Below are 13,357 nucleotides of genomic sequence, written 5' to 3'. Positions count from 1 at the left end.
ATCGGGCTTTTTGAATATTTATAGAAAGATGAAGAGGGAAGGATCGGCCATGAGCCAATCTGTCGAGATCTTTGAGATGGGGCCGCGCGACGGGCTGCAAAATGAGAAACGCGCCATTCCCGTGGCGGAAAAGGTGGCTCTGGTGGATTGCCTGTCTCGGGCTGGGTTTCGCCGCATAGAGGTTGCCAGTTTTGTGTCCCCTAAATGGGTGCCGCAGATGGCGGGCAGTGGCGAGGTTCTGGCTGGTATTCAGCGGGCTCCGGGGGTCTCCTATGCCGCCTTGACCCCCAATATGCGTGGCTATGAGGATGCGGTTGCGGCGCGGGCGGATGAGATCGCGGTGTTTGCCTCGGCCTCTGAAGGGTTTTCCCGCGCCAATATCAATGCCTCTATCCGTGAAAGCATTGAGCGTTTCAAACCGATCCTGCAGGCCGCCTCGACGCTGAAGTTGCCAGTGCGCGGCTATGTGTCCTGCGTCACGGATTGTCCCTTTGATGGACCAACTGATCCCGAACAGGTGGCGCTGGTTGCGGAGACGCTGCATTTGCTGGGCTGCTATGAGGTGTCGCTGGGCGATACCATCGGTCAGGGCACGCCGGACTCCATCAGCAAAATGCTGACTGTCGTAACGAAACGGGTGCCCGTCTCGCATCTTGCCGGCCATTATCACGACACCGCTGGGCGGGCCTTGGAAAATATCGAGGCCTCGCTCGACCAGGGTGTTCGGGTCTTTGATGCGGCGGTTGGGGGGCTGGGCGGTTGCCCCTATGCGCCAGGTGCCGCTGGCAATGTCGCCACCGAAGCGGTGCACGATCACCTGGTGGGACTGGGGTATGAAACCGGTTTGAACCCGGAGGTTCTGCTGCAGGCGGCTCAGATGGCCAAATCAATGCGCAGTGACAGCGCATAACGAGGCGCTAGAGCCGCAGGGGCCAAAGAGGCAAGAGGGAAGAGGGACTGAGAATGTACAAGACTGTCTTGATTGAAACGGATGAGCGCGGCGTTGCGACGCTGACCTTGAACCGGCCGGAAAAGCACAATGCCATGTCTGGTGAGATGCTGTTGGAGATCAAAGCGGCGGCGGAACAGCTTGCGGCGGATGATGAGGTGCGGGTGGTGGTGCTGACTGGCGCGGGCAAGAGTTTCTGTGCCGGTGGCGATCTGACCTGGATGCAAAAGCAGATGGAGGCGGATGCCAAAACCCGGGCGGCCGAGGCGCGTGTCCTCGCGGAAACCCTGATGATCTTAAACACCATGCCCAAGCCGCTGATCGGTGCCATTCAGGGGAATGCTTTTGGTGGCGGCGTTGGCATGGCCTCGGTCTGTGATGTGGCTATTGGTGTAGATCATTTGAAGATGGGGCTGACGGAAACAAAGCTGGGGCTGATCCCCGCCACCATCGGCCCCTATGTGGTGGCCCGCATGGGCGAATCTCGGGCGCGCAGGGTGTTCATGTCGGCGCGGCTCTTTGGCGCTGCGGAAGCTGTGGAACTGGGGTTGTTGGCCAAAGCGGTGCCCGCAGCAGATCTGGCTGCCGCGGTTGAAGCCGAGGTTGTCCCTTATCTGAGCTGTGCCCCGCGTGCAGTGGCCGCGGCAAAGCAGCTCACACGCAACCTTGGGCCGCGGCTGGATGACGAGGTCATCGATATGACCATTCAGGCTCTGGTTGATTGCTGGGAAGGCGACGAGGCGCCAGAGGGAATTTCGGCCTTCTTTGACAAGCGCAAACCCCGTTGGCAGGGCTGATTCACCGCAAATATTAACCAATATTTCCAATGTCTGTTTTTAAGGCGTCGCAAAAATATGCGGCGCCTTTCCTTATGGAAATAATAAGAAATTAACTCGTAGCGACCCAAATAGCGCGAAGTGATGCCGCAGGGTCGCGACTCGCACAGAAAGCCTCTTTCTTCACCATTGGTTTGGTTGACGCTGGGGGGGTGCGCGAGTAGACACATGCGCAAGTCAACACGCCAATTGACGGCGCGCGAGAATCCGCGCGCTCGGAAAGGAGCCACTCGTGGAAGAGATGTTGCGGGAATACCTCCCGATCTTGGTGTTTCTGGTCGTCGCGGTCGGCCTGGGAATTGTTCTTATTCTGGCGGCAGTTGTGCTTGCCGTGCGCAATCCCGACCCAGAAAAAGTCAGCGCTTATGAATGCGGTTTCAACGCCTTTGATGACGCGCGTATGAAATTTGACGTGCGGTTTTACCTGGTGTCGATTCTTTTCATCATTTTTGACCTGGAAATTGCCTTCCTCTTTCCCTGGGCCGTTGGCTTCAAGGATATGAGCGATACTGGCTTCTGGTCGATGATGGTGTTCCTGGGCGTCCTGACCATCGGTTTTGCCTATGAATGGAAAAAGGGAGCTCTGGAATGGGAGTGATGACCGGAGCCAATACCGCTGGGATCGACAAGGAAGTTGCCACTCAGGCGTTGAATGCTGAGCTGCAGGACAAAGGGTTCCTGCTGACCTCGACTGAAGACATCATCAACTGGGCCCGTACAGGGTCCCTGCACTGGATGACCTTTGGTCTGGCCTGCTGCGCGGTTGAGATGATGCATACCTCGATGCCACGTTACGATGCAGAACGCTTTGGCATTGCCCCGCGTGCCTCCCCGCGTCAGTCGGATGTGATGATCGTTGCGGGCACATTGACCAATAAAATGGCGCCCGCCCTGCGCAAGGTCTACGACCAGATGCCCGAGCCGCGGTATGTGATTTCCATGGGCTCCTGCGCCAATGGCGGCGGCTACTACCATTACAGCTATTCGGTTGTGCGAGGCTGTGACCGGGTGGTGCCCGTGGATATCTACGTGCCGGGCTGCCCGCCCACAGCTGAGGCTCTGCTTTATGGTCTGATGCAGCTGCAGCGCAAAATCCGCCGTACCGGCACCCTGGTGCGCTAAGCGATCTGGCTGGAGAAAGAAATGACTGAAGCACTGCAAGAACTTGGTACTCAGATCGCAGCCAAACGCCCTGACTGTGTCTTGTCCTGGGACGTGGCGTTTGATGAGCTGAACGTCGATGTGGCTCCGGCCAATATCGCTGGTCTTGTCGAGTTCCTCAAATCCGACAGCAACTGCAAATTTTCCTCGCTGGTTGATATCACCGCCGTAGATTACCCGGAGCGCGGCAAGCGCTTTGATGTGATTTATCACTTCCTGTCGATGTATCGGAACCAGCGCATTCGCTTGCGGGTCTCGGTGCGCGAAGATGACATGGTGCCCTCGATTGTTGATGTGCATCCATCGGCCAATTGGTTTGAGCGCGAAGTCTTCGACATGTTTGGCATTCTGTTTTCCGGCCATCCGGATCTGCGCCGCATCCTGACCGACTATGGCTTTCGCGGCTACCCGCTGCGCAAAGACTTCCCGACCACTGGCTATACCGAAGTGCGTTATGATGAAGCCGAAAAGCGCGTCGTCTATGAGCCCGTAAGCCTGGTACAGGAATACCGCCAGTTTGATTTCATGTCTCCCTGGGAGGGTGCTGAATACATCCTGCCCGGTGATGAAAAAGAGGGGGCAAAATGATGGACGGCTCCAAATTCGACGACGCCCAGACGGGCGAACAGAAGATCCGCAATTTCAACATCAACTTTGGCCCGCAGCACCCGGCAGCGCACGGCGTGTTGCGTCTGGTGCTGGAGCTGGACGGCGAGATCGTAGAACGCTGCGACCCGCACATCGGCCTGCTGCACCGTGGCACCGAAAAGCTGATGGAAAGCCGCACCTATCTGCAAAACCTGCCCTATTTTGACCGGCTGGATTATGTGGCGCCAATGAACCAGGAACATGCCTGGTGTCTCGCCATTGAAAAACTGACCGGCGTTGAGGTGCCCCGCCGTGGCTCCTTGATCCGGGTTTTGTATTCCGAGATTGGCCGGATCCTGAACCATCTATTGAACGTGACCACCCAGGCCATGGACGTGGGCGCGCTGACGCCGCCGCTCTGGGGCTTTGAGGAACGCGAAAAGCTGATGGTGTTCTATGAGCGCGCCTGTGGTGCCCGTCTGCACGCGGCTTATTTCCGCCCTGGCGGTGTGCATCAGGATATCCCGGATGATTTGCTCGATGATATCGACCTCTGGGCGCTGGAATTCCCCAAAGTGCTGGCCGATATCGATGGGCTCTTGACCGAGAACCGCATCTTCAAGCAGCGCAACTGCGATATTGGCGTCGTCACTGAGCAAGAAATCCTCGACTGGGGCTTTTCTGGTGTCATGGTGCGTGGCTCCGGTATGGCTTGGGATCTGCGCCGCGCGCAGCCCTATGAATGTTATGACGAGTTCGACTTCCAGATCCCCGTGGGCAAGAATGGTGATTGCTATGATCGCTATCTGGTGCGGATGGAAGAGATGCGCCAGTCGCTGTCGATCATTCGTCAGGCCACTGCCAAACTGCGCGAAGCCACTGGCGACGTGCTGGCTCGTGGCAAGCTGACCCCGCCCAAACGCGGTGACATGAAGACCTCAATGGAGAGCCTCATTCACCACTTCAAACTCTACACCGAAGGCTTTCACGTGCCTGCCGGTGAGGTCTATGCCGCCGTTGAGGCCCCCAAGGGCGAATTCGGCGTCTATCTGGTGGCAGATGGGTCCAACAAACCCTACCGCAGCAAGATCCGCGCGCCGGGTTTCCTGCACCTGCAAGCCATGGACCACGTTGCAAAAGGCCACCAGCTGGCCGACGTCGCTGCCATCATTGGCACCATGGACGTCGTATTTGGAGAGATTGACCGCTAATGCTTCGTCGCCTTCATTCCGAACAGCCCGAAAGCTTTGCTTTCACAGCCGAAAACCAGAAATGGGCCGAGGCGCAATTGACCAAATTCCCCGAAGGCCGTCAGGCCTCGGCTGTGATCCCCTTGCTGTGGCGCGCCCAGGAACAAGAGGGCTGGGTCTCCAAACCGGCGATTGAATTTATCGCTGACATGCTGGGCATGGCCTATATCCGCGTGCTCGAGGTCACCTCCTTTTACTTCATGTTCCAGATGCAGCCCACGGGTTCGGTAGCCCATGTGCAGATCTGTGGAACCCTGTCCTGCATGATCTGCGGTGCCGAGGATCTGATTGCGGTCTGCAAGGACAAGATCGCAGATAAGCCTTTTACCCTGTCGGCTGATGGCAAATTCACCTGGGAAGAGGTCGAATGTCTGGGCGCCTGCACCAATGCGCCCATGGCACAGATCGGGAAAGACTACTACGAGGACCTGACAGCAGAGGGCTTTGCCCAGATGCTCGACGATCTGGCAACAGGCAAACCCGTTGTGCCGGGCCCTCAGAATGGTCGCTACGCCGCAGAGCCCAAATCGGGTCTGACCTCGTTGACCGAATATGACAGCGGCAAGACGCAGTACAATGCGAGTGTGCAGCTCGCTGTTGATATTGGTGACGGTGTCAAACGTATCCAGGGGAACGAAGTGCCCCTGCTGACCCCCTGGGTGGGCAAGGATGGTACAGTTGCTGGCCGGACCGCAGCTGCAGCGCCGCCCAAAGCGCCTGAGGCTGCCAAACCTGTTGCCAAACAGGTCGAAGAGACAAAGAAAGCCGCCCCCAAGCCCAAGCCTGCAGAAAAGCCTGCCGCGGCCGAAGAGGTGGCTGAGGTCGCGCCCGAAACGCTGAAAGAAGCGCGTGGTGGTCTGCCGGATGATCTGAAACTGCTGAAAGGTGTTGGCCCCAAGCTGGAGCAAACCCTGAATGAGCTGGGCTTCTTCCACTTCGACCAGATCGCCGAATGGGGCGAGGCTGAGGTCGCTTGGGTGGATAGCCGTTTGAAGTTCAAAGGCCGTATCGAACGTGACGGTTGGATCGCCCAGGCTGCCAAGCTGGCAGTTGGGGATGAGACCGACTTTGCCAAAAAGGCCAAAAAAGACGGCCGCTACGACGACGAATAACTGACTTGTTCGCTCCGGTTCAGGGGCGGGCAGGGCGTAAAACTGAGGACCTGAATGAGCGCAGATCTGGATAGGGCTATCGCAGCAAAGGGGCGGCACATCTCATTGGTGATTGCCGGGACTATGCTGGCCTGGTTGGCCCTGACTATGATTATTGGCCCGGCGATTGGAATCCCTGGCCGTTACGCGCTTTTGTTTGATTTTGCCGCGCTTGCGGGGCTGATCTATGCATTGGTCAACATAATGCAACTCTGGCGCCTGCGTCAGACCAGTAAAAACAAAAACCAAGGGTAGGCAGACATGCTGAAGGACCAGGACCGGATCTTTACCAACCTCTACGGTATGCATGAGCGCACCCTGAAAGGTGCCCAGGCGCGCGGCCATTGGGATGGCACGGCGGGGCTTATTGAAAAGGGCCGTGACTGGATCATCCAGACCATGAAGGACTCCGGGTTGCGCGGTCGTGGTGGTGCGGGTTTCCCCACCGGTTTGAAATGGTCCTTTATGCCCAAGGAAAGCGATGGTCGCCCTTCGTATTTGGTGATCAATGCCGATGAATCCGAGCCCGGCACCTGCAAAGACCGCGAAATCATGCGCCATGATCCGCATACGCTGATCGAGGGCGCGCTGATTGCCAGCTTCGCGATGAATGCCAATACCTGCTACATCTACCTGCGCGGCGAATACATCCGCGAGCGCGAAGCGCTGCAGGCCGCCATTGATGAATGCTACGACAAGGGTCTTTTGGGGCGCAATGCCGCTGGCTCGGGTTGGGATTTCGACGTCTTCCTCCACCACGGTGCTGGCGCCTATATCTGCGGTGAAGAAACTGCTCTGATCGAAAGCCTCGAAGGCAAAAAGGGCATGCCCCGGATGAAACCGCCCTTCCCGGCGGGTGCGGGCCTGTATGGCTGCCCCACCACGGTGAACAACGTCGAATCCATCGCCGTTGTGCCCACCATCCTGCGCCGTGGCGCGGATTGGTTTGCCGGTTTTGGGCGTCCCAACAATGCAGGCACCAAGCTCTTTGCGATCTCGGGTCACGTCAACAACCCCTGCGTCGTCGAAGAGGCGATGTCGATCTCCTTTGAGGAGCTGATCGAAAAGCATTGCGGCGGTATTCGCGGTGGCTGGGACAATCTTCTGGCGGTGATCCCCGGTGGCTCGTCAGTGCCCTGTGTGCGTGGCGAGAACATGCGCGATGCGGTCATGGATTTTGACTATCTGCGCGGCGAGCTAGGCTCTGGCCTGGGCACGGCAGCGGTTATCGTGATGGACAAGCAGACCGACATCATCAAGGCGATCTGGCGTCTGGCCAAGTTCTACAAACACGAAAGCTGTGGTCAGTGCACCCCGTGCCGCGAAGGCACTGGCTGGATGATGCGCGTCATGGACCGTTTGGTCAAAGGCGAGGCCGACCTGGAAGAGATCGATATGCTCTGGGATGTGACCAAACAGGTTGAGGGTCACACCATCTGTGCACTTGGCGACGCGGCGGCCTGGCCCATCCAGGGTCTGATCCGCAACTTCCGCGAGGAAATCGAGGACCGTATCAAGGCTCAGAAAACGGGCCGAAACAGCGCTATTGCGGCTGAATAAGAAGACGAAGTAAGGGACGGAAGATGATAGGAAATGCCAAATTTCTGACGGCTGCGCTGCTCTCGGCCACTGTGCTGGCGGGCTGCACTGACAAAGACTCCCGTCCTGTCTTTGACGGCGTTGCGTTCCGCACTAAGGCTTCTGTCGTGGACAAAAAAGTATCGCGGGCCGTGTTTGACGCAGTGGTTTTTGATGTGGCGGCCTCTCCCTTGGGCGCTCGCGAGGCCCTGCGCTACGCTGGTACGACCTATTGTATCGAGCAATATGGAACCTCCAAAATCGACTGGCAGGTTGATCTGGAAGATCCCGAAGCGCCCCTGCCTCGCGATGGGGACAATGCTGTGCTGCGGGGGACTTGCAACCCGTGAGCGGATTTTGGGCATATCCTGGCGAAATGGCGGCTGCGTTATTGAATAGCGCTGCCGGTTTTGCGCCTGATGGCCTCTCCATTTCCAAGGAGAGAGCAATGAGACTTGCCCAAGTGCCATCTGCTGTATTTGCTGCGCTGACTGTCACAGTTCTGGCCGTGCCCACCGGGCTGGCTGCCAAGCCATCCCTGCGGGACATTCCCGAAATCGAAGAACCGCTGTTTGCCGTGGCGATGGCCAAAGAGGTTGCAGATCACTGCGACAGTCTTGGCGCGCGTCTGTTCAAAGGGATTGGTGAGCTGCGCCGGTTGCGCTCTCATGCCAATTCGCTGGGCTACGCCGATAGCGAAATCCGGGCCTATATCGAGTCCGATACAGAAAAGGCCCGGATGCGGGCAAGGGGCGAAAAACTGCTCGCCAAGAGCGGCGTCTCTTATGAAAATCCAGAAACATTCTGCACGTTTGGTCGTGCGGAAATACAGAAAAACAGCGCGATCGGCGCGTTACTGAGGGCGAAATAGACCATGTCTGACCTCCGCAAGATCAATATCGACGGAACCGAGGTAGAGGTGGATGGGGCAATGACCCTGATCCAGGCCTGCGAAGAGGCGGGCGTCGAGATCCCGCGTTTTTGTTACCACGAGCGCCTGTCGATTGCCGGCAATTGCCGCATGTGCCTGGTCGAGGTCGTGGGTGGCCCGCCCAAGCCCGCAGCCTCCTGTGCGATGCAGGTGCGCGATCTGCGCCCCGGCCCCGAAGGCCAGGCGCCGCAGGTTAAGACCAATTCGCCCATGGTCAAAAAGGCCCGTGAAGGCGTGATGGAATTCATGTTGATCAACCACCCGCTGGATTGCCCGATCTGCGATCAGGGCGGCGAATGTGATCTGCAGGATCAGGCCATGGCCTATGGCGTTGATTTCTCCCGCTTCCGCGAACCCAAACGCGCAGTGGACGATCTGAACCTCGGCCCGCTTGTGTCGACGGCGATGACCCGTTGCATTAGCTGCACCCGCTGTGTGCGCTTCACCTCCGAGGTGGCTGGCATCACCCAGATGGGCCAAACCGGTCGTGGTGAGGATGCTGAAATCACCAGCTATCTGAACGAGACTTTGGACAGCAACCTGCAGGGCAATATCATTGATCTCTGCCCCGTTGGTGCGCTGACGTCAAAACCCTATGCCTTTAGCGCCCGCCCCTGGGAGCTGACCAAGACCGAAACCATCGACGTGATGGACGCGCTTGGCTCCAACATCCGGGTCGATACCAAGGGCCGCGAAGTGATGCGGATCCTGCCGCGCAACAATGATGGCGTGAACGAGGAATGGATTTCCGACAAAACCCGCTTCGTCTGGGACGGGTTGCGGCGCCAGCGTTTGGACCGCCCCTATGTGCGTGTTGACGGCAAACTCAAACCCGCGAGCTGGCCAGAAGCGCTGAGTGCCGCTGCGACTGCCGTCAAAAACGCCAAAAAGCTTGGTGCTTTGGTGGGGGATCTGGCTTCGACCGAAGCTGTTTTTGCGCTCAAGCAACTGATTGAAAGCCAGGATGGCATTGTTGAATGCCGCACCGATGGCGCGCGTCTGCCCGCTGGTAATCGGTCTGCCTATGTGGGCACCGCGGCGATTGAAGACATTGATACGGCGGGCTCGATCCTGCTGATCGGCAGTGACCCGCGCACCGAGGCGCCGGTTCTGAACGCCCGTATCCGCCAGGCCTGGATCAATGGCGCGCAGGTGTCCTTGATTGGTGAGAACGTAGACCTGACCTATGATGTGAACCACATCGGCACGGATCGTGCGGCTTTGGAACAGGCGCTTTCGACCTCTGACCATGTCAAGGACAAGAACCCGATTGTCATCCTGGGGCAGGGCGCCTTGCAAGAGGCCGACGGTGCTGCGGTTCTGGCTATGGTTCAAAAGATCTGTGAGGCTGGCAATGCCAAGCTTTTGGTGCTGCACACCGCCGCCGCCCGCGTTGGGGCGATGGATCTGGGCGCCGTGACCGAAGGCGGCCGCAATGCGGTGTCTGACTGTGATGTGATTTACAGCCTTGGCGCCGATGAAGTCGAAATCGGTGAAGGGGCCTTTGTGATCTACCAAGGTAGCCAAGGGGATCGCGGCGCGCATCGTGCCGATGTCATCCTGCCGGGTGCCGCCTATACCGAAGAAAACGGTCTGTTTGTGAATACCGAAGGCCGTCCGCAATTGGCCATGCGCGCAGGCTTTGCGCCGGGTGAAGCCAAGGAAAACTGGGCGATCTTGCGGGCGTTGAGCGCCGAAATCGGTGCGCAACTGCCCTATGACTCGCTGGCGCAGCTGCGTCAGGCTCTGGTCAAAGAGGTGCCGCATCTTGCGATGGTTGACCAGGTGCCGGAAAACACCTGGCAGCTCGAAGAGGAAGGCCCACTTGGCAAGGCGGACTTCCGCAATGCTCTGGGAGATTTCTACCTGACCAACCCGATTGCCCGTGCATCGCAGGTGATGGCCGAGCTATCGGCGAATGCCAAGGCCCGCCGGGCCGAGAAGATTGCGGCCGAGTGATCCGCGCTGCACTCATATCCTCTGTGATGCTGGCGGGCTGTGCCCCGATTCCCGGCGGATCAGCTGACGCGTTTAACCCGGATTATCACGGGGTTCAGACGAGTCTGTTGGAGGGGGATCTGGTGCAATTTCACGTGACCATGTCCGGGGCCCGTGCGGCGTCGGATGTGGATGACTATGCCGAATGTGCGGCAGCACAATATGCGTTGATCCGGGGTTACGGGTTTGCGCGTCACGTTCGCACAAAAATGAAACATGAGGGTGGCAAACAGATAGCTGATGCTGTCTACACGATTTCGCCCTCCCTACCGCGCGGTTTGCGCACCATCGACGCCGAAGTCGTGGTCGCCAATTGCGAGGCAAACGGAATACCTACGGTGTGAGGACCTATGGCTGAATTCTTTAACACCCCAGGCGGCATTGCTGTACTGATCTTGGCGCAGGTGCTTGCAGTTGTTGCCTTTGTGATGATCTCGCTTTTGTTCCTCGTCTACGGGGACCGGAAGATCTGGGCGGCGGTGCAGATGCGCCGTGGTCCCAACGTTGTTGGCATTTACGGCATCCTGCAATCGGTGGCGGATGCGCTGAAATATGTGGTCAAAGAGGTGGTGATCCCGGCGGGTGCCGATCGCACCGTCTTTATCATGGCGCCGCTCACCTCCTTTGTTCTGGCGATGATCGCCTGGGCGGTGATCCCGTTCAATGATGGCTGGGTGCTCTCGGACATCAATGTGGCGATCCTCTATGTCTTTGCGGTGTCCAGCCTCGAAGTCTACGGCGTCATCATGGGCGGCTGGGCATCGAACTCCAAGTATCCCTTCCTGGGATCACTGCGCTCGGCGGCTCAGATGATTTCCTATGAGGTCTCCATTGGTCTGATCATCATTGGTGTGATCATCTCCACCGGCAGCATGAACTTTGGCGACATCGTGCGTGCTCAGGACGGTAATGCGGGCCTGTTCAACTGGTACTGGCTACCGCATTTCCCCATGGTGTTCCTGTTCTTTATCTCTTGCCTGGCGGAAACCAACCGCCCGCCGTTCGATCTGCCCGAAGCGGAATCCGAACTGGTTGCCGGCTATCAGGTGGAATACTCAGCGACACCCTTCCTGTTGTTCATGGCCGGTGAATATATCGCCATCTTCCTGATGTGTGCCCTGACTTCGCTGCTGTTCTTTGGCGGTTGGTTGTCGCCAATCCCCGGTCTGCCGGATGGTGTGCTGTGGATGGTTGGCAAGATGGCCTTCTTCTTCTTCCTCTTTGCGATGGTGAAAGCCATCACCCCGCGCTATCGCTACGACCAGCTGATGCGCCTTGGCTGGAAGGTCTTCTTGCCCTTCTCGCTGTTCTGGGTGGTCTTTGTTGCCTTTGCCGCCAAATTTGACTGGTTCTGGGGCATCTTTGCCCGCTGGACCGTGGGAGCCTAATCATGACAAACCAAGTCGATTACACCCGCGCCGCCAAATACTTCCTGCTGCAGGATTTCTGGGTCGGCTTCAAGCTGGGGATGAAATACTTCTTTGCCCCCAAGGCGACCATCAACTACCCCCATGAAAAGGGGCCGCTGAGCCCACGTTTCCGTGGCGAACACGCGTTGCGTCGCTATCCCAATGGCGAAGAGCGTTGCATTGCTTGTAAACTCTGCGAAGCGGTCTGCCCGGCGCAGGCGATCACCATCGATGCGGAACCCCGCGAAGACGGCTCACGCCGCACCACGCGCTATGACCTCGACATGACCAAATGCATCTATTGCGGCTTTTGTCAGGAAGCCTGCCCGGTGGATGCCATCGTTGAGGGCCCGAACTTCGAGTTCGCCACCGAGACCCGCGAAGAGCTGTTCTACGACAAAGACAAGCTCCTGGCGAATGGCGAACGTTGGGAAGCCGAGATTGCCCGCAACCTCGAACTGGATGCGCCTTACCGATGAGTGATGCAAAGAACCCATTCGAGGCCATGATGGCCCAGGCTCAGGCCCAGTATCAGGAGATGGCCAAAGCCATGAATCCCGATCTGGCATCGGGCCTGGACCCCATGACCATGAAAGGGTTCGAGGCCATGTGGCCGACCATGCCCAAAGAGGTCATGGAAATGATGTTTGGCAGGGCTATCAACAAGGATGGTCTAGATGCCAAGACCCGGCTTTTGCTGACATTGGCCGGGCTCACATGCCAGGGCGCGCAGGCAGATACTGCCGTGCGTCAAACCGTACGCCACGCCGTTGAGGCAGGCGCAAAGAAACAAGAGATCGTTGAAACGATCGGACAGATGTCGGTCTTTGCCGGCATTCCGGCCATGAACCGGGCGCTGGACTTGGCGCAGGAGGTCATGACCGACAAAAAGGACGATGAGACATGAGCGTTTTTGCCTTCTACCTCTTCGCCATCAGCGCTATCACCGGCGGGCTGTTCACTGTGATCAGCCGTCAACCGGTGCATTCGGTGCTGTGGCTGATCCTGGCCTTTATCTCTTCGGCCGGGTTGTTTGTGCTGCTGGGGGCGGAATTCGTCGCCATGCTGCTGGTCATCGTCTACGTAGGAGCCGTCGCGGTACTGTTCCTCTTTGTGGTGATGATGCTGGATGTGGATTTCGCTGCATTGAAGGCTGAGATGGCGCAGTATATGCCTCTGGCCCTGCTGATCGGCCTGGTCATCCTGATGCAGTTTGTGATGGCCTATGGCTCTTGGGAAAGCGCCCACGGCGCCGCCGCGCAACTGGCGCAGCCGATCCCAGAGGACAGACACAACACCGAGGCCCTCGGCCTTATCATCTATGATCAATATTTCCTTTTGTTCCAGCTGTCGGGTTTGATCCTGCTGGTCGCCATGATCGGCGCCATCACCCTGACCCTGCGCCATCGTAAAGATGTCAAACGCCAGGACGTGATGCTGCAAATGTCGCGCGACCCGGCCAAGGCCATGGAACTGAAAGATATCAAACCAGGGCAGGGGCTGTAA

17 protein-coding genes are annotated in these 13,357 nt (G+C 58.1%); all 17 read left to right on the top strand.

The features are described 5' to 3' along the window. Positions 1-49: 49 nt before the first annotated feature. The 17 genes from AN476_RS10090 (at position 50) to AN476_RS10010 (ending at position 13,357) form a co-directional block, all read left to right on the top strand. Entirely contained in the window at positions 50-910 is an 861-nt protein-coding gene (locus tag AN476_RS10090) for a hydroxymethylglutaryl-CoA lyase (RefSeq protein ID WP_054461331.1), read from the top strand. Between the two features lie 53 nt (positions 911-963). After that, complete coding sequence (locus AN476_RS10085; protein WP_054461330.1) at positions 964-1,746, top strand: crotonase/enoyl-CoA hydratase family protein; 783 nt, start codon at positions 964-966, stop codon at positions 1,744-1,746. 271 nt (positions 1,747-2,017) lie between these two features. Then, positions 2,018-2,383: an NADH-quinone oxidoreductase subunit A gene (locus tag AN476_RS10080; protein WP_009808934.1), complete on the top strand. Its 366-nt coding sequence runs from the start codon at positions 2,018-2,020 to the stop codon at positions 2,381-2,383. Continuing rightward, positions 2,374-2,907, top strand: a complete 534-nt coding sequence (locus AN476_RS10075) for an NADH-quinone oxidoreductase subunit B family protein (protein WP_054461328.1) — start codon at positions 2,374-2,376, stop codon at positions 2,905-2,907. The genes AN476_RS10080 and AN476_RS10075 overlap by 10 nt, the downstream gene beginning before the upstream one ends. Before the next feature lie 21 nt (positions 2,908-2,928). Continuing rightward, positions 2,929-3,534: an NADH-quinone oxidoreductase subunit C gene (locus AN476_RS10070; RefSeq protein ID WP_054461326.1), complete on the top strand. Its 606-nt coding sequence runs from the start codon at positions 2,929-2,931 to the stop codon at positions 3,532-3,534. Further along, positions 3,534-4,745: an NADH-quinone oxidoreductase subunit D gene (locus AN476_RS10065; RefSeq protein WP_172684816.1), complete on the top strand. Its 1,212-nt coding sequence runs from the start codon at positions 3,534-3,536 to the stop codon at positions 4,743-4,745. Before AN476_RS10070 ends, AN476_RS10065 begins: the two co-directional genes overlap by 1 nt. Then, positions 4,745-5,896: an NADH-quinone oxidoreductase subunit E gene (locus AN476_RS10060; protein WP_054461322.1), complete on the top strand. Its 1,152-nt coding sequence runs from the start codon at positions 4,745-4,747 to the stop codon at positions 5,894-5,896. Before AN476_RS10065 ends, AN476_RS10060 begins: the two co-directional genes overlap by 1 nt. A gap of 54 nt (positions 5,897-5,950) precedes the next feature. After that, the gene (locus AN476_RS10055; RefSeq protein WP_054461321.1) at positions 5,951-6,190 is read left to right on the top strand and encodes a DUF5337 domain-containing protein; all 240 of its coding nucleotides are present in this window, start codon (positions 5,951-5,953) and stop codon (positions 6,188-6,190) included. 6 nt (positions 6,191-6,196) lie between these two features. After that, positions 6,197-7,495: an NADH-quinone oxidoreductase subunit NuoF gene (gene nuoF / locus AN476_RS10050; RefSeq protein ID WP_054461319.1), complete on the top strand. Its 1,299-nt coding sequence runs from the start codon at positions 6,197-6,199 to the stop codon at positions 7,493-7,495. A gap of 23 nt (positions 7,496-7,518) precedes the next feature. After that, positions 7,519-7,863: a hypothetical protein gene (locus tag AN476_RS10045; protein ID WP_253279874.1), complete on the top strand. Its 345-nt coding sequence runs from the start codon at positions 7,519-7,521 to the stop codon at positions 7,861-7,863. Between the two features lie 98 nt (positions 7,864-7,961). Beyond that, positions 7,962-8,384 (top strand): DUF5333 domain-containing protein, encoded by a 423-nt coding sequence (locus AN476_RS10040; protein ID WP_054461317.1) that lies wholly within the window; start codon positions 7,962-7,964, stop codon positions 8,382-8,384. A 3-nt stretch (positions 8,385-8,387) separates the two neighbouring features. After that, complete coding sequence (nuoG, locus tag AN476_RS10035) at positions 8,388-10,403, top strand: NADH-quinone oxidoreductase subunit NuoG (RefSeq protein WP_054461315.1); 2,016 nt, start codon at positions 8,388-8,390, stop codon at positions 10,401-10,403. Further along, positions 10,400-10,786, top strand: a complete 387-nt coding sequence (locus tag AN476_RS10030; RefSeq protein WP_054461313.1) for a hypothetical protein — start codon at positions 10,400-10,402, stop codon at positions 10,784-10,786. The genes nuoG and AN476_RS10030 overlap by 4 nt, the downstream gene beginning before the upstream one ends. A 6-nt stretch (positions 10,787-10,792) precedes the next feature. Then, on the top strand, positions 10,793-11,830 hold the full coding sequence (nuoH, locus tag AN476_RS10025) for an NADH-quinone oxidoreductase subunit NuoH (RefSeq protein ID WP_054461311.1): 1,038 nt from the start codon (positions 10,793-10,795) through the stop codon (positions 11,828-11,830). A 2-nt stretch (positions 11,831-11,832) separates the two neighbouring features. Next, positions 11,833-12,330 carry an NADH-quinone oxidoreductase subunit NuoI gene (gene nuoI / locus AN476_RS10020; protein WP_054461309.1) on the top strand — a complete coding sequence of 166 codons (498 nt, stop codon included), beginning with the start codon at positions 11,833-11,835 and terminating at the stop codon, positions 12,328-12,330. Further along, positions 12,327-12,758, top strand: a complete 432-nt coding sequence (locus AN476_RS10015; RefSeq protein ID WP_054461307.1) for a carboxymuconolactone decarboxylase family protein — start codon at positions 12,327-12,329, stop codon at positions 12,756-12,758. The genes nuoI and AN476_RS10015 overlap by 4 nt, the downstream gene beginning before the upstream one ends. Beyond that, positions 12,755-13,357, top strand: a complete 603-nt coding sequence (locus tag AN476_RS10010; protein ID WP_009808918.1) for an NADH-quinone oxidoreductase subunit J — start codon at positions 12,755-12,757, stop codon at positions 13,355-13,357. The genes AN476_RS10015 and AN476_RS10010 overlap by 4 nt, the downstream gene beginning before the upstream one ends.

This window comes from Phaeobacter sp. 11ANDIMAR09 (assembly GCF_001294455.1).
GTDB lineage: Bacteria > Pseudomonadota > Alphaproteobacteria > Rhodobacterales > Rhodobacteraceae > Pseudophaeobacter.
Note: the sequence above shows the minus strand (reverse complement) of the source record. Positions and strands in the feature narration are given on the sequence as shown.